Below are 19,696 nucleotides of genomic sequence, written 5' to 3' on the forward strand. Positions count from 1 at the left end.
CCGTGTGTGAGGAACAGGAGACCTTGTGCTCGACACCGATTTCTTCCGTCGCTGGATGGCCGCCACCGCGGCTGCCATGGACCGGGAGGCGGACCGGCTGACCGAGCTCGACGCCGCGATCGGGGATGCCGATCACGGGAGCAACATGCGCCGCGGCTTCGCGGCCGTGAGCGACGTCCTCGACAAGGAGGCCCCCACCGCGCCGGGCACGGTGCTGACGCTGGCGGGCCGGCATCTGATCTCGACGGTCGGCGGAGCGTCCGGGCCGTTGTACGGGACGCTCCTGCGCCGCACCGGGAAGGCCCTGGGCGACGCGCAGGAGGTGACGCGGGAGCAGTTGGCCGAGGCCCTCGGAGCCGGTGTCGCCGCGGTGGCGCAGCTCGGCGGGGCGCAGGCGGGCGACAAGACGATGCTCGACGCGCTGCTCCCGGCGGTCAAGGTGCTGGGCGCCTCGTTCGACCGGGCGCGGGACGCGGCTCTGGAAGGCGCCCTGGAGACCGTGCCGCTGCGCGCGCGCAAGGGCAGGGCCAGTTATCTGGGCGAGCGCAGCATCGGGCACCAGGATCCGGGCGCCGCCTCCTCGGCGCTGCTTCTGGGTGCGCTCGCGGAGACGGCGGGACCGAGCGGTGGGGGCGACGCGTGAGCGGGGGGAAGCAGGTCGGAATCGTGCTGGTCTCGCACAGCGGGCCGGTGGCGGAGGCCGTCGTCGAGCTGGCGAAGGGACTGGCGGCCGGGGGTGCGACGGCTCCGGTGGCGGCGGCGGGAGGTACCTCGGCCGGAGGCCTCGGGACGAGTACGGAACTGATCGCCGAGGCGGCCAGGAGGGTGGACAGGGGCGCCGGCGTCGCGCTGCTCGTGGACCTCGGCAGTGCGGTCCTCACGGTGAAGTCCATGCTCGCGGAGGGCGGTGAACTGCCGCAAGGGGCCCGGCTGGTGGACGCTCCGTTCGTCGAGGGAGCGGTCGCCGCGCTGGTGACCGCGTCGGCGGGGGGCGATCTGGAGACCGTGGAGGCGGCCGCCGCGGACGCGTACGGCTACCGGAAGGCGTGACGGACCGCGCCGGGCGCCCCCGTAGGGAGGGGTGGCCGGTGCGGGGTGGGCGCACCCGGCCTCAGGTCACCGCGCGGGCCACCCCGTCGAGCGTGAACCGGCGCGCAAGGCCCGGTGGACGCCGATTGCCCACCTCCCTCGCGCGCCGAACGCTCACAACGGAACACCGCACGGCGCCCGGGCCGGGTCCGGGAGCCGTGCGGTGGTGCTGTGCGCGACGGGGCGTCAGGCGGCGGGGCGTCAGGCGGCGGGCGCCACCGCCCCGGCCGCGATCCGGACCTGTGCCTGCCGGGTGACTCCGTTGACGGTCACCGCGAGCGCGACGGTGCCGGGCCGGAGCGCGGTGAGCGTGCCCGTCGCCGGGTCCAGCGTCGCGATGTGCCGTCCACGGGCGTCGTCCGTCTTCCCGATGCGGACGTTCGGGGATCCGGTCCAGTCCACGCTGAGCGGGAAGGCGGCCGGTACGGTCCGGGTGCCCTGGGTCACCTGCACGCCGACCCGCGCGCGCTCCCCCGCGACGATCATGGCGGGGGCCTCCAGGGCCAGCGTGTCGACGTGGGCGCGCGTCTGGGCGGAGACCCAGTCGGGTCCGCCCCGCCACGGCTCCAGGCGCGCCGCCGCCTGCTCGGCGGGCCCCACCCGGTCGGCTCCGATCAGGGACCAGCCGGTGAATCCTCCCTCGTCAGCGGGGCCGGCCGGCGCCTTGCCGGAGTTCCCGTTGACCAGGTACGGGACCCCGTCCACGTGCGAGGCGTGGAACACCCCGACGTGGCTGCCGATCAGAGCCGCGCCCTTGCCCGTCGTACGACGGAAGTCGGCGAGCCACCGCTCGACGAGGGCGGCCTCCTTGCGGTCGCTGAGCTGGCTCCCCTTCTGCACGGTCGGATCGCGCGGCGGCACGTGCTCGATCAGCATCACGGAGCCGACGGACCGGTCCTCCGCCGCCGCGTCCAGCTGGGCACGCACCTCCTCGATCTGGGCGAACCCGCCGCCGCGCAGGCTCAGGCTCGACGTGTCGAGCGTGAGGACCCGGGTGCCCTCGTGGTCGAACGTCCGCCGGGCCGGGCCGAACTCCGTGATGAAGTTGTCGATTTTCCCGCCCATCACCTCGTGGTTGCCTGGGACGTAGTACCAGGGCAGCGCGTCACCGAGCTCCTCCTGGAGGACCTGGCGTGCGAAGGCGAGGTCGGCGGGCGACCCTTCGTCGACGAGGTCGCCGTTGACGACCAGGAAGTCGGGCCGCGCCGCCTTGATCTCGCGCAGGGTACGACGGGCCTGCCGGACGATGGCGCTGTCCGGGTCGCGCGCGACGAACTGGGCGTCGGACATCACCGCGAACCGCCAGTCGCGGCCCTCGGTCACCGCGGCGGTGTCGATCAACGGATCGGCGGGCGGCTCCTCTTCGGGCAGCTCCACGGTGGGCGGCACCTGGGCGGTGAGGCCGTCGATGACGACCTCACCCGTGTACTGCCGGGTGGCGGCCGTCTCGGCGAGGTAGAAGCGGTACACCGACAGCGGGGTCGCCACGCCCGGTGGCACGGCGAAGGTCACCTGCCGCCAGCCGGTCCAGGTGAGGTACGGCCCGCGCAGCAGCTGGTCGGAGCCGGCGGCGTCCTTGAGGTGCAGGGTCGGCCAGGCGCCGTTGCCGTCCCCCTTGACCCAGAGCGTGAACGCCTGCGGCTGGCCCTCCACGGCGACGGGCTGCGGCGGGGCGGCGTAGGCGGCCCGGGTCGCCGTCGACCGGGTGAAGTCGTAGGTGAGCCGGAGGCCGGTGCCGGTGTGCCCCTCGGGTGTCGCGGCGAGCGAGCCGTCCGCACGGGCCTGGCTGAACTTCCAGGATCCGGCGTCCTCGAAGTCGGACACGGCCTGTTCGGTGAGGCCGACGCTCACGGCGAGGGTGGTACGGACGCCCGCGACGGTGGCGGTGATCCGTCCCGCCCCGGAGCCGGTGAGGGACCGGACGGTGAAGGACCCCTTGCCGTCGTCGTCGACCGTGAACAGGGTGCGGTCGTAGTCGAGCGTGATGTCAGCCGGCTCGACGGGCGCGCTCGTCCCGTGGGCGTCGAGTCCGACAATGCCGAAACTCCCGGCGGCCTCCTTGTCCGCCAGTCCGACGCGCGCGGTGCTGGACCGGATCCGGTCCAGCCGGTCCAGGACGGTGAGCCGGATGTCGCCGTGGGCGCCGCCCCGTTCCGCGCGTACGTCGGTCGTACCACCGCGACGGGCGGTGAACGTGCCCCGCGCGTCGACGCTGCCGACCGCCGGGCTGACGGCACGCCAGCGCGGGTCGCCCGCCGCGGGGCCGTACGTCTCGTCGTAGCCGGCGGCGGTGAGCCGGCGGGTCAGGCCGGGGAAGACGCGCTCGGGGTGACCGCCCCTGACCGGGTCGTCGCCGGGGGCGGCACCGGCCGGCGTACGGGTCTCGACCCAGAAGCCCTCGAGCCGGCCGCTGCCGTCGGGCGCGGTCAGGGCGAGACCGTTGGGGACGGTCCGCTCGCTGCCGTCGGACGGGCTGTTCTCCACCTGGAGCGCGTCACTGCCCGGCTCACGGGCGACGAGGGTGGAGGATCCACCGCCGTCGAGGTTCAGCGCGCTGTACGAACCGGCCCGGCGCATCATCTCGCCCAGCTCGGTGAGGGTGACACCACCGCTGTCCGTCTGCCGGCCGTCGACGGTGAGAACCTGCATGGTCCGGCCGTCCTTGGAGAAGCCGACGGCGGTGCGGGGCGCGGCGGTGTTGTTGCCCTCGCCGTCGTGGTTCTGCGCGGTCCCGTCGACGACGAGGAGTTCCCGCCCGCCGACGGCGGTGCGCGGCACGGCTCCGCCGTCGGTGCGCGCCCGGTACTCGATGCCGACCGGGTCACCCGGCTCCAGGGCGGCCAGCGGTCCGGCCCCGGCCTCCCGGCCGACGAGGACCACGGTGTCCTCGGGCACGGGGCCCGAACCCGGCGTGTCCGACCGGGAGACGACCTTGCCGTCGCGCACGGTCACTTCGGCGGCGGGCAGCGCGCCGTCGACGGTCAGCGCGCGGTCGGCGCTTCCCCAGGCGGAGGTGTAGGCGCCCACTCCCTGGGCCGGTACGTCCGCCGCGTTGTAGGCGGCGAGCGGGTGCGTGCCGGAGGGAAGGGTCAGGGTGCCCTCGAAGTACAGCTGGAGGACACGGCCCGCGTTCTCCGGCCCGATGCCCACCGCGCGGTTGACTCCCGGGGCCGGCGAATGGACCGTCAGGCCGTCCTCGACTCCGGGCCCCAGGGGCGCGCCCGTCTGGTTGATGTCGAAGAAGTCCGCGTTGATCGCGGCGACGGTGCGGCGGCCCTTCCCCGGGTCGTGCCCGGCGGCGAGCTCGGAGACCGGACGCCGGTCGGCGACCTTGCCCGAGGACAGGTAGTCGGCCCGCACCCCGCTGCCGTCCAGGTCGACGGAGAGGCTGTCGACCCGTAGCCACTTGTCGGACTCGAGACGGTCGTACGAGCTCAGCCGGACGCCGGGCGCGACGGGGCGGGACGCGCGGGCGGTCTCGATCCCGTCGCCGTCCACGACGGATCTCGCCTCGCCCCCGGGGCCGCTCGCGGCCGGTGGCGCGACGGGTCTGAGGATCTCGGCGGTGGTGTGCGGGCGGGGGTCCGGGGTGGTGTCGGCCGCCGCGGGCGCGACGGCTCCCGCCGCCAGAGCCGTCACGGTCGCCAGCAGTACGAGCGGCCGCAGGGCGACGCGGAAGGTGCCAAGGCCCACAATTCCTCCTGGTGCGGAGCGGATTGCGCGCGGAATGCGCTGTCGGCGGACAGCATGACCGGGCCCGGTGGTACGCACCAGAGGACAACGGGGACATCAGGAGGAACAGCGTGCGGCGGAGGAGTGACCCCGGCGGGCCTCGATCCTCCCGGATCGGTGGCCCCCTGGACGGCCGCACGGCACACTTGACGACATGTCGACAGTCAAGCGCAGCGCCGGGGTCCTGCTCTTCCGCGTCGTCCCCGGCGAGGACGGCCGACGGGACGTCGAGGTGCTGATCGGCCACATGGGCGGACCCTTCTGGGCCCACCGTGAGATGGCCGCCTGGTCCATCCCCAAGGGGGAGTACGAACCGGACGAGGAACCTGCCGCCGCGGCGCGCCGGGAGTTCGGGGAGGAGCTCGGGCTGCCGCTGCCGGACGGCGCCTGGGTGCCGCTGGGTGAGGCACGGCAGTCCGGCGGCAAGATCGTGACCGTGTGGGCCGTGGAGGCCTGGCTGGACCCCGGCGAGGCTGTGCCGGGCACCTTCACCATGGAATGGCCGAAGGGGTCCGGGGTGCTGTGCGAGTTCCCGGAGATGGACCGGTTCGCCTGGTGCACACCGGGCGACGCGATCGCACGGCTGGTGGCGGGGCAGGGGGTCTTCGTGGAGCGGCTGCTCGCCCGTGTACGGGCGGACGGCCCGCCCTCGGAGGCGTAGGTCCTCCCGCGCGGGAGCCGGATTCCGGCCGTGCCCGGCTCGACGGGCAGGACGTCAGCGGCTCCGCGCCCTGCTCGGCGGCCGGGACGTCAGCAGCTCCGTGGTCCGGGGCCCTCCACGGCGCGGCCCGCCCTGAGTTCGAGTCGCTCCCCGGTGAAACGGCCGCGGAAACTCCGGTCGTGCGAGACGACCACGACGGCCCCGGCGTACCGGTCGAGGGCGGCTTCCACCTCCTCGACGAGGCCGGGAGCGAGGTGGTTCGTCGGCTCGTCCAGGATCAGCAGATCCGCCGGGCGGGTCACGAGCCGCGCCAGGACGAGCCGGCGCTGCTGTCCCACGGAGAGGTCCGCCACCGGTACGGAAAGGTCCTCCGGACGGAACAGGCCGAGGGCCAGCAGGTCGTCCTCGTACGCGTCGGGAGGACCGGGCCTGCCCGCGGCGAAGGTGGCGAGCAGGGAGCGGCGGGTGAGCCGGACGGGAAGCTCCTGCGGCAGGCAGCCGATCCGGCCGCGCCGCCGCACCGTGCCGGCGTCCGGCGCGAGGTCACCGGCCAGGACGCGCAGGAGCGTGGTCTTCCCCGCACCGTTGGGCCCGGTGACCAGGAGCCGCCGGCCCGGCTCGACGCGCAGGGCGGCGATGTCCAGCCGCGTGCCCACGAGGACCGCGTCCAGCTCGACCACGGCGCCCTCCGCCGATGAGCCTCCACCATGGGCGAGGGCCGGATCGGCGGTGAAGCGCAGCGGCCGGGGAGGCGCGGGGACGGGCGAGCGGCGCAGCTCGTCGAGGCGGGCCCTGGCGGCCCTGACCTGGCCCGACAGCTTGGCCTCGTGCGATCTGCGGTGCTTCCCGAAGCCCTGCGCGGGGTCCTTCCCGGTCCCCGCGAGGCGCCTCCCGGACGCGCTGACCAGCTCTTCGGCGCGGTCGACCTCGGCGCGCCACTCCTGGTGCTCCTGGGCCCGGCGGCGGAGCGCGGCGGCCTTCGCCGTCCGGTAGCCGTCCCAGCCGTCCCCGTAGCGCGTGACGCTCCGCAGGTCACGGTCGACCTCCAGGATCACGGTCGTGGTGCGCTCCAGGAACGCCCGGTCGTGGGTCACGGCGACCAGGGTGCCCCGGTGTGCGCGAAGGTGGTCCTCCAGCCAGCCGACGGCTGCGGCGTCGAGGTGGTTGGTGGGCTCGTCGAGGAGCAGCAGTTCCGGCGCCGCGGCCAGCACGCAGGCCAGGGCCAGCCGGGACCGCTCGCCGCCGGAAAGGGTGCCGAGCTCGCGGTCCCGGGTGAGACGGCCGAGTCCGAGGCCGTGCAGCGCGGCATCGGTCCTGGCCTCCGCCTGGTACCCGCCGCGTTCCTCGTACGTCGTCAGGAGGTCCCCGTAGGCGCCGAGCCGGGCATCGGTGGGGGCGCCTTGGGACATCGCCTCCTCCGCCGCGCGGATCAGCCGCTCGAGGGCGCGGAGTTCGGCGAGGGCGGTGTCGACGGCGTCCTGGACCGTGCGGCGGAGGTCGAGGGAGAGGGTCTGGGCGAGGTGACCGGTGCCGCCGGGGAAGCCGACGGTGACCTCACCGCTGTCGGGAGCCTCCACCCCGGCCATCAGGCGGAGCAGGGTGGATTTCCCGGACCCGTTCTCGCCGATGACCCCGGCCTTCTCCCCGGGGCGGACGGTGAAGGACACCTGATCGAGGACGGTCCTGTCCCCGTAGGTCTTGGAGACGTCGTTCAGGGCCAGCTGGGCCAGTTGGGCGCGGGGGTGCTGAGAAGTCATGGGTGCTTTCCCTGGGGTGACATGCCCTCGGCTGCGCGCACCTCGGTGTCACGCGCGAAGGCGCGCTGCGGGCTGGGGTGTCGGACGGCGGAGGGGACCGCGGCGCACGGTGTGGCCCGGAGGTCACACGGCGACGGCAGGCGTGGCGTGCGTCGCGTCCTGCCGCGTCTCAGAGAAAGAAGTAGTACGAACCCATGGCGCCCATGGTAACCGCGGGCGGGGCCAGGTGGGTCGGGCCGTTCGACATGCCTGGAACGGCGCGGCCTACTCGGGCGTCGCGCTCACGCGGATGAGCGTCTGCTGGCCCGTGGCGACGAGCGTGCGGACGCCGTCCGACTGGACGCCGTACACCTCCAGCCGGCACACCGTCAGGGTGCGTCCGGGCTTCAGGACGGTGCCGATCGCTTCGAGGTGGTGGCCGGCGGCGGGCGCGAGGAGGTTGATCTTGTACTCGACGGTGAGGACCTCGGACGACTCGTCGGACAGGGTGAGTGCCGCGTAGCCGCCGGCGCTGTCCGCGACGGCGCTGGTGGCTCCCGCGTGGACGTAGCCGTGCTGCTGGGTCACCTGGGGGGAGGCCGGGAGCACGACGTGCACGCGCCCGGGGCCGACGTGGGCGAGGCGCGCGCCGAGGTGGGTCATGAGTCCTTGCCGGTCGAAGCTGTCCTGGACGCGCTTGCGGACGGCGGGGCTCGCCTGGTCCTGCTGGGTCACGTCTTCCACTGCTCTCCTTCGGGGCCGTGTCGGGTGGGGCGGGGCGGTTCCTCAGCCGGCCAGGCGTTCCACCAGCAGGAAGGCGCCGACGGCGATCATCATGGCACCGCTGACGCGGGTGACGGCACGGGCGGCAGAGGGCCGGGTTCGGAGGACCGTGCGGGCCAGGACGCCGACGGCGAGGTACACGACGGTGCAGGCCGCCAGGTGCACGGTGCTGAGCAGTCCGGTCTGCGCGGCGACCGGCCAGCCGCCGGCCGGGTCCATGAACTGCGGGAACAGCGCGAAGTACAGCAACAGCGCCTTCGGGTTCAGGCCGCTGATCCCGGCGCCCTTGACCATGGCCTGCGTCCGGGAGGCACCCGAGCCCTCCGCCGCCGCGGGTACGGCCGGCTGCCGCAGGACACCCCACCCCAGCCACAGGAGGTAGCCGGCGCCCGCCACTGTCAGGGTGGTGAGCGCGGCCGGAGAGCTCGCCACGATCACCGCCAGACCCGCGACGGCCACCAGCGCGTAGGCGGCGTGTCCGGCGACCAGCCCCGCGACGGCCGGGACGACCGAGCGGTCCCGCAACCCGGCGGAGATCGCGTAGGCCCAGTCCGCGCCAGGAGTGAACACGAGGAGCAGGTCCACCGCCAGAAAGGCCACCAGTGTCGTCATGTCCATCGATCGGTCCCTCTCGCATGTCGTGCCATGGAGGGAACGCTAGGCCGGATCCGGCCGAAGGTGTTTGCGTCTTTACTCCATGATCGCGCGATGCGAGGGAGAATCTTCTCCATGGATGCCCTGGACCGGAAGATTCTTACCGAGCTGCAATCGGACGGCCGTCTGACCGTCACCGAACTGGCGGCGCGGGTGAGGCTCAGCGTCTCGCCCTGCCACCGTCGGCTGCGCGACCTCGAACGCGAGGGCGCGATCCGCGGCTACCGCGCCGTGGTCGACCCGGCCGCCGTGGGCCTGCACTTCGAAGCCCTCGTCTTCGCCACGCTGCGGTGGGAGACCCCCGACACCGTCACCGCCTTCGAGGAGGCCGTGGCCGCCGTTCCCCATGTCCTCCAGGCGCAGCGTCTCTTCGGCGAGCCCGACTACCTCCTGAGGGTCGCGACGGCCGACCTGGCGGCGTTCCAGGCGCTGTACGACGAGCGGCTCGCCCGGCTGCCCGGGGTCCAGCGCCTGACCTCCACGCTCGTCATGAAGAACGTCGTCGACGACCGGCCCCTGCCGGAGAGCTGACGGGCTGCGGAGGCTCACCGTCGGGGGCGCGGTGCGGGTGCTACGTCGTGGGGTCGCCCGTCGCGCCTTCCGCACACGGCGACGCGCTCTCGGCGGCCGGTGGCCGGTCCAGGACGAGCACGGCGACGTCGTCGCGGCGCACTCCGCCGGAGAACGTCTGCAGGTCGGCCTGGAGCGCCTCCAGGACCTCGTCCGGCTCCAGTCCGGCCCATCGGCCGAGCCGCTCGTCGAACGGGTAGAAGACGCCCGTGACGTCCCGTGCCTCGGTCACCCCGTCGGTGAAGACCATGAGGGCGGCGCCCGGGGGGAAGTCGATCCACTCCGCGGTGCGCGCCTCGCCACCGAGCTCGGCCATCCCCAGGGGTACGGACGTCCGGTGCAGGGTGACCGCCGAAGCCGCCCCGTCGTGCAGCAGCCACGGCAGCAGGTGGCCGCAGTTCACCGCCTGCACCCGGTCGCCTCCGTCGAAACCCAGGAGCAGGGCGGTCACGAAGCGCTCGGCGTCACCGGTCTCGGCGGAGAAGGAGTTGTGCCGGACGACCGCGTCCTCGACCGCGTCGGCCACCGCGGTGAGCTCGGGCTCCCTCACCGCCGCCTCCCTGAACGCGCCGAGCGCGGCGAATCCGGTGCCGATCGCGGGCAGGCCCTTGCCCTGGACATCGCCGATGATCACCCGGGTCCCGTGGGGTGACTGCACGACCTCGTAGATGTCCCCGCCGACGAACCGGTCCTCCTCGATCGGCTCGTAGAAACCGTGGGCACAGACCTGCCGCGTGACGATGGGGAGGGGCCGCAGGATCTGTCGCTGCAGCGCCACGGCGGCCGAGCGCAGCCGCGCCACCTCGGTGGCGTGCCGGATGCGCGCGGCGCAGGCGACGACGCCGAGGGCGCTGGCGAGCGCCGTGAAGCCGATGAGGAAGACCACGTCCCAGAAGGCCCCGGTCGAGGCGATCCGGGACCCGACGACGACGAGCGTGACCCATACGGCCACTCCGGTGGTCTGGCGGACCGTGCAGAAGACGGACGCCAGCGCGGGGAGCACGACCATCAGCGGGATCAGGGGGAGATCGTTGCCCGTGAAGGTGTCGAGGAGGACCACCGCGACGGTCAGGAGGAGGAGCCACAGCGCGAGCGCCCAGCTCCCGATGCGGGCCTCACCCGCCGCCGTCTCGGCCGGTTCCGCACCGGGCAGCGGTGGCGTGCGCGCCGCAGACGGGCGCCGGAGTCCCATGACCACGGCAGGCCTCCCGCATGTTCGTCGCTAACGCCCCACCTGTTCCAAGCTACCCGTCCCCCGGTCCCGGGTCCTGGCGTCGGTCTGCGGGTCCGTGCCCACCGGGGCGTCCGCCGGGACGAGCGCGGACAGGAAGGACGTCCTGCGGCGCAGGGTGAAGCCGAGGGACTCGTAGAGCCGGATGGCCGAGGTGTTCGACGCCGCCGCGTGCAGGAACGGCGTCTCGCCCCGTTCCCTGATGCCATGGGCTACGGCCCTGACGAGACGCGTCGCGAGCCCCTGGCCGCGCACGGACCCGTCGGTGCACACGCCGCTGATCTCGGTCCAGCCGGGCGGGTGCAGCCTCTCGCCCGCCATGGCGACCAGCACGCCGGAGCGGCGGATGCCGAGGTAGGTGCCGAGCTCGACGGTGCGCGGGAGGAAGGGACCGGGACGGGTGCGCTCCACCAGGTCCAGCATCTCGGGCACGTCGGCCGGTCCCAGGAGCTGCGCTTCCGGATCGGGAGCGGCCTCCAGGGTGTCGTCGACCAGCTGGACGCCGTCGGCCCGGAAGACGATCTCCCAGTCGGCGGGCGGGGGCTCGCGGAAGGCGGTGAGGGTGAGGGACGCGCCGGGACCCACGAGCGCGGCGACGTCGGCCCAGTCCTGGGCGTCGGGATCGTCCGGCAGGGCGAGCCAGGGGGTGACGTCGGGGCTGTAGCGCAGGATCCGGCCGCGCCGCTCGGCGAAGCGTGCGTGCGGACCGGTCAGCGACGCGCGGGCGGGGTTGTCCAGCGGGTGGGGCTCCCCGTGCCCACCACCGGGGGCGGACCCGTGCGACGGCGTGGGACCGATGGCCCTCGACGGTTCCGTGGCCCGTGTGAGCAGCGGGTCCGTGGCCGGTGGCGGCGACGGGTTCGTGGGCAGAGGGGTGGCCTCGGGCATGGACTCTCTCACTCCGGTTGAATCGGCGGCGGCGACACGGGTGGAAGGCCGGTCCACCCCGCACGTATTCCCGGCCCGCCGTTCTGTTCACGAGCGTGCAATCAAAGCACCGTCCGGCCGCCTCCCCCGCAGCCTCCCCGCGTCCTGGCGAGCACCTGCCGGCCGGCCCCGTACCGCCGCCCGGAGGTCCGCCGCCCGGAGCCGGCGGCCCCACGCCGCCACGCGTGCGGCCGGACGGGTGCGGCGAATCGTGGGCCGCTGCACGGGAACGGCCCCAACGGGCCTCCGCCTGTGGCACCCTGGATACGACCGCCCCACCGGGCTCCCCCGTACCGGTGGGGCGGTTCTGTGTGCCGCCGCACGCACGAGGCCCCGCCGTCGCGGCCCATGAGGACGATCCCGCCCGTTCTCGGCCGATGCCGCCACCGATGTGGCCCAAATCAGCCTTCTCGCGCATGAGTTGAGGAGTACGGGGCAGGCGCCTACACCTCATGGCATCCAACCTGAGGAGCGTGACGGGATGACCGTGCACACTGCACAGACCGCCGGTGCGGAACGAGCAGGCGCCCCGGACGGTCTCCCGCGGATCGAGGACGCCGGGCAGATCGCCCCGCGGGACGCGCGGAACCTGTCGAGGCTCTTCTTCGACCGGCTGCACCTGCTGGAGGAGGGGACCCCCGAGCACCAGTACGCCCGCAACACCCTCATCGAGATGAATCTGTCGCTCGTACGGTTCGCCGCCGGACGCTTCCGCAACCGGGGCAGCGGCGACATGGAGGACATCGTCCAGGTCGGCACCATCGGTCTGATCAAGGCCATCGACCGCTTCGACCTCGCCCGTGAGGTCGAGTTCACCTCGTTCGCCGTGCCGTACATCGTCGGTGAGATCAAGCGCTTCTTCCGGGACACCACCTGGTCCGTGCATGTGCCGCGGAGGCTCCAGGAGCTCCGGGTGGACCTCGCGAAGGCCAAGGAGAGGCTTGCGGCCGACCTCGACCGGGACCCCACGGTGCGGGAGCTCGCCGAGGACCTCGGTCTCGAGGAGGCGGAGGTCACCGAGGGCATCGTCGCGGCCAACGGCTACACGGCCGGCTCGCTCGACATGCCCGCCGACGCCTCGGAGCCGGTGGGCCGCGCGTCGGGCGCGCGCACCTACGCGGACGTACTGGGCGAGCCCGACGCCGCGATGGAGGCGGTGGAGAACCTCCACGCGCTCGCCCCGCTGCTGGGCGGCCTCGACGCCCGGGAGCGCCGCATCATCGACATGCGGTTCGGCCAGGAGCTGACCCAGGCCCAGATCGGCGAGGAGCTCGGCATCTCGCAGATGCACGTCTCCCGGCTGCTGAGCCGCATCCTCGGCACCCTGCGCAGCGGGATGCTCGCCCAGGACTGACCGGCGCACCGGGTCCGGCCGGCCCGGCGGTCCGCGGGGCCGGTCGGGCGCGCTCTGTTGCGGCGGCATTGCAGCTTCGTGGCCACGTGGGCGAGCTGCTTCCGACCGGGTCGGGCGGCCTCTACCGTCCGTAACCAGTACGCCGCCGCCGCGTCGCCACCGTGCTCGCGCGGACATCCCCGAACGACCGTGCGAGGTATGACATGAGCCAGCCCGTCGACTCCGTCACCGCGGGGCACACCCCCGAGGACCACGACCGTCAGGACGCCGGGACCGCCTGGTCCTTCGAGACGAAGCAGATCCACTCCGGCGCGGCCCCCGATCCGACGACCGGCGCCCGTGCGGTACCGATCTACCAGTCGACGTCCTTCGTCTTCAAGGACACCCAGCACGCGGCCGACCTGTTCTCGCTGGCCGAGCCCGGCAACATCTACACCCGGATCCACAACCCCACGCAGGACGTCCTCGAACAGCGGATCGCCGCCCTGGAGGGCGGAGTCGCCGCCGTCGCGCTCGCCTCCGGCCAGGCGGCCGAGACGCTCGCCCTCCTGACGCTGGCCGGCGCCGGGGACCACATCGTCTCCTCGGCCTCCCTGTACGGCGGTACGTACAACCTGTTCCGGCACACGCTCCCCCGGTTCGGCATCGAGGTGTCGTTCGTCGAGGACCCGGACGACATCGAGGCGTGGCGGGCCGCGATCCGGCCGACCACCAAGGCCCTGTTCGCGGAGACGCTCGGCAATCCGCGCGGCGACGTCCTCGACGTCCGGAGCGTGGCGGACGCGGCGCACGCCGCCGGGCTTCCGCTGATCGTGGACAACACGGTGCCCACGCCCTACCTCCTGCGGCCGCTGGAGCACGGGGCGGACATCGTGATCCACTCCGCGACGAAGTTCCTGGGCGGCCACGGCACCACGATCGGCGGTGTCGTCGTGGACGGCGGCACCTTCGACTTCGGTGCGCACGCCGAGCGCTTCCCGGACTTCCACACCCCCGACCCCAGCTACCACGGCCTGCGGTACTGGCCGGACCTCGGCCACGGCGCCTTCGCGGTGAAGCTGCGGGTCCAGCTGCTGCGCGACCTCGGCCCCGCGCTCTCCCCGCACTCGGCCTTCCTCCTCCTCCAGGGCGTGGAGACGCTGAGCCTGCGCCTGGAGCGGCACACGTCCAACGCCCTGGCGCTCGCCCGCTGGCTGGAGGGCCGTGACGAGGTGTCGGCGGTGCACTACGCCGGTCTCGAGTCGAGCCCCTGGTACGAGACGGGCCGGCGCTACCTGCCGCGCGGCGCCGGGGCCGTGCTGGCCTTCGAGCTCCGCGACGGCGTGGAGGCCGGCAAGCGGTTCGTGGACGCGGTCGAGCTGTTCAGCCATCTCGCCAACATCGGCGATGTGCGCAGCCTGATCATCCAGCCGGCGTCCACCACGCACAGTCAGCTGACCGAGGAGCAGCTCGCCGCCACGGGCGCCACCGCGGGGCTGGTGCGGCTCTCCGTCGGCCTGGAGAACGTGGACGACCTCAAGGCGGACCTGGAGGCAGGGTTCCGCGCCGCGAAGGCGGCGTCCTGAACCGGGTGGCCGAACCCCCCGCTCTTCCCCTCCCGCCGGCTGCCGGAGGCTGGCGGGAGGGGGATCCTGCCGGCCGCCGCTCGTGGGTGGCGCTCGACGGCCCGCTCCGGCTGGAGTCCGGTGCGACGCTGCCGGGTGTGCGGCTGGCGTACGAGACCTGGGGCCGGCTCGCGCCGGACGGCGGCAACGCCGTGCTGGTCCTGCACGCGCTGACCGGTGACAGTCACGTGGCGGGGCCCGCGGGGCCCGGCCACCCGTCGGCCGGCTGGTGGGACGCGCTGGTGGGGCCCGCCCGGGCCCTGGACACCGACCGCTGGTACGTCGTGGCGCCGAACGTCCTGGGCGGGTGCCAGGGCAGCACCGGCCCCTCCTCCCGGCGGCCCGACGGCACCCCCTGGGGCGCGGACTTCCCGTACCTGACGGTCCGTGACCAGGTCACGGCGGAGGCGCGGCTCGCGGACGCCCTGGGGATCGGCCGGTGGGCCGCGGTCATCGGTGGCTCGATGGGCGGCATGCGGGCGCTGGAATGGGCGGTGGGCCGCCCCGGCCGTACGGGATCGCTGCTGGTGCTCGCCGCTCCCGCCGCGTCCTCCGCCGAACAGATCGCCTGGGGCAGCACGCAGATCGCCGCGATCCGCGACGACCCGGGGTGGCGGGGCGGCGATTACCACGACGCGCCTCCCGGCTCGGGCCCTCACCGGGGGCTCGGACTCGCCCGGCGGATCGCCCATGTCACCTATCGCAGCGAGCCGGAGCTGGCGACACGGTTCGGCCGGCGGCCGCAGCCCGGTGAGCTGCCCTCGCGGGGCGGGCGCTACGAGGTGGAGTCGTACCTCGAGCACCACGCGGCCAAACTGGTGCGCCGTTTCGACGCGGGCAGCTACGTGGCGCTCACCGAGGCGATGAACGGGCACGACATCGGCCGGGGCCGCGGCGGTGTCGCGCGGGCGCTGCGCCGGGCGGACATGCCGGCCCTGGTCGCGGGCATCGATTCGGACCGGCTCTACCCGCCCTCGCAGCAGGCGGAGTTCGCCTCGCTGCTGCCGGGCGCCGATCGCCTCCGGATCATCGAATCCCCGTACGGACACGACGGTTTCCTCATCGAGACCGACCATGTGGGCTCACTTGTAAGGGAGTTGCTGCCCGGCCGGTGAACCCCATCCCCCTTCCCCGATCCCCTCACTCCCCTGGAGCACCCATGAACTCCCCGTCCCTGTCCGAGGCCGCCTACGACCGCAGGCGGCTCCGGCAATGGACCCGCGGCCGCGCGAGATCGGCCGGGATCGACCGCCGTGATCTGCTGAAGCTGGTCGCCGCGGCCTCGGTCGCCGCCCCGCTGGTCCCGGCCCTCGCCTCCCCAGCCCGGGCAGCGGAAGGACTCCCGGGAGTGGTGAAGCCGCTGCCCGCGGAGCTGTTCACGCTGCGCGGCACCAACGCCGAGACCAACTTCGCGGCGCTGCGGGACACCGGGCTCCTCACTCCCGCCGACCGCTTCTTCGTGCGCAACCACACCGCGACCCCCCTCATCGACGCCGCGGAGTGGAAGCTGACGGTCTGGGGCAGCGGGCTGACCGGGGGCCCCGTGGACTTCTCGTACGCGGCGCTGCGCGCCCTGCCGTCGGTCAGCCGCACGGCGTTCGTGGAGTGCGCGGGCAACGGCCGGAGTTTCTTCGCCTCGCAGCAGGGCCAGCAGGTCAGCGGCACCGCGTGGACCCTGGGCGCGATCGGGACGGCGCGCTGGCGCGGGGTGCGGCTCGCCGACGTGCTGCGCCGGGCGGGCCTGGGCCGGAACGCGGTCGACGTGCTGCCGCGCGGCCTGGACGCGGAGGTCGTCAGCGACGGGACGAATCTGGGCCGCGTGCGCAGGCCGCTGCCCGTGGAGAAGGCGCTGGACGACGTCATCCTCGCGTACGAGATGAACGGTGAGCCGCTGCCGCCCGACCACGGCGCTCCGGTCCGGCTGATCGTGCCGTCCTGGGTGGGCATAGCGAACATCAAGTGGGTGGGCGACATCGAGGTGAGCGCGGAGCCGCTGCTGAGTCCGTGGAACACGGGCCTGTACCGGCTGTTCGGTCCGGGGCACCCGCCCGAGGGCAGTGCGCCGCTGACCCGCCAGACGCTCAAGAGCGCCTTCGAGCTGACGCAGGGAGCCTCCTTCGCCGCCCACCGCAGGCATCTGCTCACCGGCCGGTCCTGGTCGGGCGGCGCCCCGGTGCGCTCGGTCGAGGTCAGCACCGACGGCGGCAGCCGGTGGCGCCCCGCCCGGCTGCGGGACGAGCCCCGGTCCGGGAGCTGGGTGCGGTGGACGGCCGACTGGGTCCCGAAGGAGACGGGCCCCGGGGTCCTGCTGGCGCGGGCGACGGACCGCTCGGGCCGTACGCAGCCGGCCACGACCGCCCACAACACCCAGGGCTACCTCTTCGACGCGGTGGTGAGGCACCCGGTGACCGTGGTCTGACCGGTCATTCGGGACGGCCCGCGTAGTACGTGGCGATCATGTCCTGGCCGCCGTGTCCGGCCGCCTCCGCCCGGCCGAACCGCTCGGCGGAGGCGGCGACCAGATCGAGCTTCACCCCCGCGGCCTCGGCCGCGTCGAGGATCAGCCGGGTGTCCTTGAGCGCGGTGGAGAGCGCGAAACTCGGGCTGAGGTCGCCGGAGAGCACCGCCGCCGACTTGCCCTGGAGATACGGGGTGTCGAGCGGGCCGCCCTTCATCGCGTCCAGGAAGAGCTGCGGGTCGAGCCCGATTCCCTCGGCGAGATTGAGGCACTCCGCGACACCGTTGACCATGTTGATCACCCAGGTGTTGGCCACGAGCTTCAGCCGGGTGGCGGCTCCCGGTTCCTCCCCGACCCATACGGTGCGCTGCCCGACGGCGTCCAGGACGGGCAGGACGGTGGCACGGGCTCCGGACGGGCCGGAGACGAACACGGTGAGGGTGCCCTGCTCGGCGGGCTGCTTCGTGCCGGAGACCGGTGCGTCGAGGTAGACGAGGCCCAGTCCGGCGGCCCGGTGGGCGAGGTCGGTCGTGGCGTCGAGGCCGACGGTGGAGCTCTGCAGCCAGACCTGGCCCGGGCGCAGCCCGGGGGTCGCGGCGGTGAGGGTCTCCGCCACGGACGGGCCGTCGTTCAGCGTGGTGAGGACGACGTCGGCCCCGCGTACCGCCTCCTCGGCGGTGTCCATGACGGTGGCGCCGTGGCGGGCGAGCGGTTCGGCCCGTGAGCGCGTGCGGTTCCAGACGCGGACGGGGATCCGCTCCCTGAGCAGGCTGCGGGCCATCCCCGATCCCATGATCCCGGTGCCCAGGACCGCGACGGTCGGGGTTCCGGGGGCCTGTTCGGTGGTGGATGCGGTGGTCATGGAGGTTCCCTTCGTCGTCCGGGCGGTCCCGGGACCGGTGGAATTCAAGACTGCCGCAGCGCGCTTTCCAGGACGGCGCGGTGCACGGATCGGGCGAGTCGCGCGCCCCACCGCGAGCGGGGCCCCGCGAAGGGTTCGCCGGGCTGTGCTCCCGGGTCGGGCGCGGCGACGCACACGGCGTCCGTCGGTGTGCCGGAGCAGTCGAGTCCGGCGTCCAGGAGTGCCTGGACCTTCGCCTCGGTGGCGGTGGCCACCGCGTTGACCAGGGCGGCGTCGGAGAGCGCCACGGGGAGGACGACGACGATGTTGACGGTGCCCGGGGGGAGCGCGGCCCATCCCCGTACGCCGAGGCCGCTGGTGACGGTCGCGGTCACGCCGCCGTCGTCGGCGACGGCGTACGCGGTGACGTCGGCGGCGGTCATCAGCCCGGCGCCCTGGCCGTCGAGCGCCTCGGCCGCCGCGATCTCCGCCAGGTGCCGGTCGGGGTCGAGCCGGGGATACCCACCGGGCACCTGGGCGTTCAGGATCCAGGCGCGCGCGCCGATCCCGCCGCCGAGCACGGCGCTGCTGCACACCCTCCAGCCGGGGCCCAGCCGCCAGACCAGATGGTGCAGCCCGGCGCCGTCCTCGTGGCGGGCCAGCAGTTCGCCGCGCTGCACGGGCAGGCTCGTGCCTGTGGATCCGATGACGCACCCCGGTCCGTGAGAGGCCTGCCGACGGTCGGCAACGGCGCGTCGATCATACGGTCGGGCCGGGTCCGCACATCGGGCGCACCCGGGAGAGTGCCTCACTCGAATGGCGTAACGCGTGTGGCGGGCGGAGAACCGCGTGGAGCGGTGCCACCGCCCTCCCCCGGTGCCCTGGGCCGTCCGGCGCCCAGGCCGGGAGGTTGCAGCGTCCAACCGGGTGAGGCGCGATGGAACCCGGACGCGCCTCCCCTGCTGGACCCAACCGCAGGACGCGCCCGGGCGAGGAGGAATCGGCCATGGGAGCCGCTGACGGTTTCACGGATTCCGGAGAACTCGACGGTCTGACCGTCTACGACAGCGACGGCGAGAAGGTCGGCACAGTGGGCCGGGTCTACGTCGACGACGACACCGGCAAGCCCGACTGGATCACGGTCAAGACCGGCATGTTCGGCATGAAGGAGAGCTTCGTACCGCTGGCCGGAGCCCGCCGCGTGGGCTCCGACCTGCACGTCTCGCACCCGAAGGACCGCGTGAAGGACGCTCCCCGGGTGGACGCGGACGCGCACCTCTCCGTATCGGAGGAGGAGGAGCTCTACCGGCACTACGGGCTGACCAGGAAGGGGGCGGCCGCCCACGGCGGAGCGGGCGGCGACGCGCGCACGACGTCGGGCACCGGAACGGCTGCCATGGGCGCCGCGGGTGCGGCCGGCGCGGCCGGAGCCGCAGGAAAGGCCGGCACCACCTCGGGCGGCCAGGCGAAGGCCACCACCGGGACCACGGCCGGCATGGGCACCACCGGTGCCGGCGCCGGCAGGCACCGCGACATGGACACGTCCTCCACGTCGCGCCCGCTCGCGGGAGCCGGAGCCGAGCGGTCCGCCACGGGCGCCGGAGGCCGGGAGGAGATGATCCGGTCCGAGGAACAGCTCCAGGTCGGTACGGAGGAGTACGAGAGCGGAAAGGCGCGCCTGCACAAGTACGTGGTGACCGAGAACGTCACCCGGACGGTGCCGGTGTCCCACGAGGAGGTACGCGTGGTGCGCGAGCCTCTGCAGCCCGGCGAGAAGGGAGTGGGCACGAGGGGGCGGAGCGAACTCGGCGAACAGGACGTCGAAGTCACCCTGCACGCCGAACGAGCCACCGTCAGCAAGGAGTCGGTGCCCGTGGAGCGGGTCCGTCTCGAGACCAGCAAGGTCACCGAGCAGAAGGAAGTCTCCGCCGAGCTCCGCAAGGAGAAGATCGACTACGCGGACGGCAAGGAGATGGGCGGCGACAAGGACATGGGCGGCGAGTTCGGCCAGGGACGTCGTCGCTGACCCCCTCCCACAGCGGCGAGAGGCCGCACG

General features: G+C 73.7%; 17 protein-coding genes. 9 read left to right on the forward strand and 8 right to left on the reverse strand.

Going from position 1 to position 19,696, the window contains the following annotated elements; translation table 11 throughout:
• Positions 1 to 25 precede the first annotated feature (25 nt).
• Positions 26 to 643: a dihydroxyacetone kinase subunit DhaL gene (gene dhaL, locus OG488_RS02525; protein WP_329225479.1), complete on the forward strand. Its 618-nt coding sequence runs from the start codon at positions 26 to 28 to the stop codon at positions 641 to 643.
• On the forward strand, positions 640 to 1,050 hold the full coding sequence (locus tag OG488_RS02530; protein ID WP_329225480.1) for a PTS-dependent dihydroxyacetone kinase phosphotransferase subunit DhaM: 411 nt from the start codon (positions 640 to 642) through the stop codon (positions 1,048 to 1,050). The genes dhaL and OG488_RS02530 overlap by 4 nt, the downstream gene beginning before the upstream one ends.
• Positions 1,051 to 1,290: 240 nt before the next feature.
• Here the strand turns inward: OG488_RS02530 and OG488_RS02535 are convergent, their stop codons facing one another.
• Positions 1,291 to 4,782, reverse strand: a complete 3,492-nt coding sequence (locus OG488_RS02535; protein ID WP_329225481.1) for a phosphodiester glycosidase family protein — start codon at positions 4,780 to 4,782, stop codon at positions 1,291 to 1,293.
• A gap of 193 nt (positions 4,783 to 4,975) precedes the next feature.
• Between OG488_RS02535 and OG488_RS02540 the strand changes: the two genes are divergently transcribed.
• Positions 4,976 to 5,482 (forward strand): NUDIX domain-containing protein, encoded by a 507-nt coding sequence (locus tag OG488_RS02540; RefSeq protein WP_329225482.1) that lies wholly within the window; start codon positions 4,976 to 4,978, stop codon positions 5,480 to 5,482.
• Between the two features lie 89 nt (positions 5,483 to 5,571).
• Here the strand turns inward: OG488_RS02540 and abc-f are convergent, their stop codons facing one another.
• The 3 genes from abc-f to OG488_RS02555 form a co-directional block, all read right to left on the reverse strand.
• A complete protein-coding gene (abc-f, locus tag OG488_RS02545; RefSeq protein WP_329225484.1) occupies positions 5,572 to 7,239 on the reverse strand; it encodes a ribosomal protection-like ABC-F family protein in 1,668 nt (555 codons plus the stop codon).
• Between the two features lie 264 nt (positions 7,240 to 7,503).
• Entirely contained in the window at positions 7,504 to 7,962 is a 459-nt protein-coding gene (locus OG488_RS02550) for a PaaI family thioesterase (protein WP_329225485.1), read from the reverse strand.
• Positions 7,963 to 8,004: 42 nt separating this feature from the next.
• Positions 8,005 to 8,619, reverse strand: coding sequence for a LysE family translocator (locus OG488_RS02555; protein WP_329225487.1), 615 nt, complete (start codon positions 8,617 to 8,619; stop codon positions 8,005 to 8,007).
• 111 nt (positions 8,620 to 8,730) lie between these two features.
• On the opposite strand from OG488_RS02555, the gene OG488_RS02560 reads away from it, so the two are divergent.
• Positions 8,731 to 9,186 (forward strand): Lrp/AsnC family transcriptional regulator, encoded by a 456-nt coding sequence (locus OG488_RS02560; RefSeq protein WP_329238367.1) that lies wholly within the window; start codon positions 8,731 to 8,733, stop codon positions 9,184 to 9,186.
• Positions 9,187 to 9,226: 40 nt separating this feature from the next.
• Here the strand turns inward: OG488_RS02560 and OG488_RS02565 are convergent, their stop codons facing one another.
• Entirely contained in the window at positions 9,227 to 10,423 is a 1,197-nt protein-coding gene (locus OG488_RS02565; protein WP_329225488.1) for a PP2C family protein-serine/threonine phosphatase, read from the reverse strand.
• Positions 10,424 to 10,447: 24 nt separating this feature from the next.
• Complete coding sequence (locus OG488_RS02570; RefSeq protein ID WP_329225490.1) at positions 10,448 to 11,344, reverse strand: GNAT family N-acetyltransferase; 897 nt, start codon at positions 11,342 to 11,344, stop codon at positions 10,448 to 10,450.
• A 520-nt stretch (positions 11,345 to 11,864) separates the two neighbouring features.
• Here OG488_RS02570 and OG488_RS02575 point away from each other — a divergent pair.
• The 4 genes from OG488_RS02575 to OG488_RS02590 all read left to right on the forward strand — a co-directional run bounded on the left by OG488_RS02575 (position 11,865) and on the right by OG488_RS02590 (position 16,760).
• Positions 11,865 to 12,737, forward strand: a complete 873-nt coding sequence (locus tag OG488_RS02575) for a SigB/SigF/SigG family RNA polymerase sigma factor (protein WP_329225492.1) — start codon at positions 11,865 to 11,867, stop codon at positions 12,735 to 12,737.
• A gap of 203 nt (positions 12,738 to 12,940) precedes the next feature.
• Positions 12,941 to 14,302 carry a bifunctional o-acetylhomoserine/o-acetylserine sulfhydrylase gene (locus tag OG488_RS02580; RefSeq protein WP_329225493.1) on the forward strand — a complete coding sequence of 454 codons (1,362 nt, stop codon included), beginning with the start codon at positions 12,941 to 12,943 and terminating at the stop codon, positions 14,300 to 14,302.
• Positions 14,299 to 15,456, forward strand: coding sequence for a homoserine O-acetyltransferase MetX (gene metX, locus OG488_RS02585; protein ID WP_443074273.1), 1,158 nt, complete (start codon positions 14,299 to 14,301; stop codon positions 15,454 to 15,456). The genes OG488_RS02580 and metX overlap by 4 nt, the downstream gene beginning before the upstream one ends.
• Positions 15,457 to 15,500: 44 nt before the next feature.
• Positions 15,501 to 16,760, forward strand: coding sequence for a sulfite oxidase (locus tag OG488_RS02590; protein ID WP_329225495.1), 1,260 nt, complete (start codon positions 15,501 to 15,503; stop codon positions 16,758 to 16,760).
• A 4-nt stretch (positions 16,761 to 16,764) separates the two neighbouring features.
• Here the strand turns inward: OG488_RS02590 and OG488_RS02595 are convergent, their stop codons facing one another.
• Complete coding sequence (locus tag OG488_RS02595; protein ID WP_329225497.1) at positions 16,765 to 17,661, reverse strand: NAD(P)-dependent oxidoreductase; 897 nt, start codon at positions 17,659 to 17,661, stop codon at positions 16,765 to 16,767.
• A gap of 44 nt (positions 17,662 to 17,705) precedes the next feature.
• Positions 17,706 to 18,320, reverse strand: coding sequence for an adenosylcobinamide amidohydrolase (locus OG488_RS02600; protein WP_329225498.1), 615 nt, complete (start codon positions 18,318 to 18,320; stop codon positions 17,706 to 17,708).
• A 326-nt stretch (positions 18,321 to 18,646) separates the two neighbouring features.
• On the opposite strand from OG488_RS02600, the gene OG488_RS02605 reads away from it, so the two are divergent.
• Positions 18,647 to 19,666, forward strand: coding sequence for a PRC and DUF2382 domain-containing protein (locus tag OG488_RS02605; protein ID WP_329225499.1), 1,020 nt, complete (start codon positions 18,647 to 18,649; stop codon positions 19,664 to 19,666).
• Positions 19,667 to 19,696 lie beyond the last annotated feature (30 nt).

It is taken from the genome of Streptomyces sp. NBC_01460, from assembly GCF_036227405.1.
Lineage (GTDB): Bacteria > Actinomycetota > Actinomycetes > Streptomycetales > Streptomycetaceae > Streptomyces.

What these genes read in the sequence shown, in the direction of transcription:
- OG488_RS02605 (WP_329225499.1), top strand. Translation starts at nt 18,647, where the DNA reads ATGGGAGCCGCTGACGGTTTCACGGATTCCGGAGAACTCGACGGTCTG.
- OG488_RS02540 (WP_329225482.1), top strand. Translation starts at nt 4,976, where the DNA reads ATGTCGACAGTCAAGCGCAGCGCCGGGGTCCTGCTCTTCCGCGTCGTC.
- OG488_RS02580 (WP_329225493.1), top strand. Translation starts at nt 12,941, where the DNA reads ATGAGCCAGCCCGTCGACTCCGTCACCGCGGGGCACACCCCCGAGGAC.
- abc-f (WP_329225484.1), bottom strand. Translation starts at nt 7,239, where the DNA reads ATGACTTCTCAGCACCCCCGCGCCCAACTGGCCCAGCTGGCCCTGAAC.
- OG488_RS02590 (WP_329225495.1), top strand. Translation starts at nt 15,501, where the DNA reads ATGAACTCCCCGTCCCTGTCCGAGGCCGCCTACGACCGCAGGCGGCTC.
- OG488_RS02570 (WP_329225490.1), bottom strand. Translation starts at nt 11,344, where the DNA reads ATGCCCGAGGCCACCCCTCTGCCCACGAACCCGTCGCCGCCACCGGCC.
- OG488_RS02575 (WP_329225492.1), top strand. Translation starts at nt 11,865, where the DNA reads ATGACCGTGCACACTGCACAGACCGCCGGTGCGGAACGAGCAGGCGCC.
- OG488_RS02560 (WP_329238367.1), top strand. Translation starts at nt 8,731, where the DNA reads ATGGATGCCCTGGACCGGAAGATTCTTACCGAGCTGCAATCGGACGGC.
- OG488_RS02595 (WP_329225497.1), bottom strand. Translation starts at nt 17,661, where the DNA reads ATGACCACCGCATCCACCACCGAACAGGCCCCCGGAACCCCGACCGTC.
- OG488_RS02555 (WP_329225487.1), bottom strand. Translation starts at nt 8,619, where the DNA reads ATGGACATGACGACACTGGTGGCCTTTCTGGCGGTGGACCTGCTCCTC.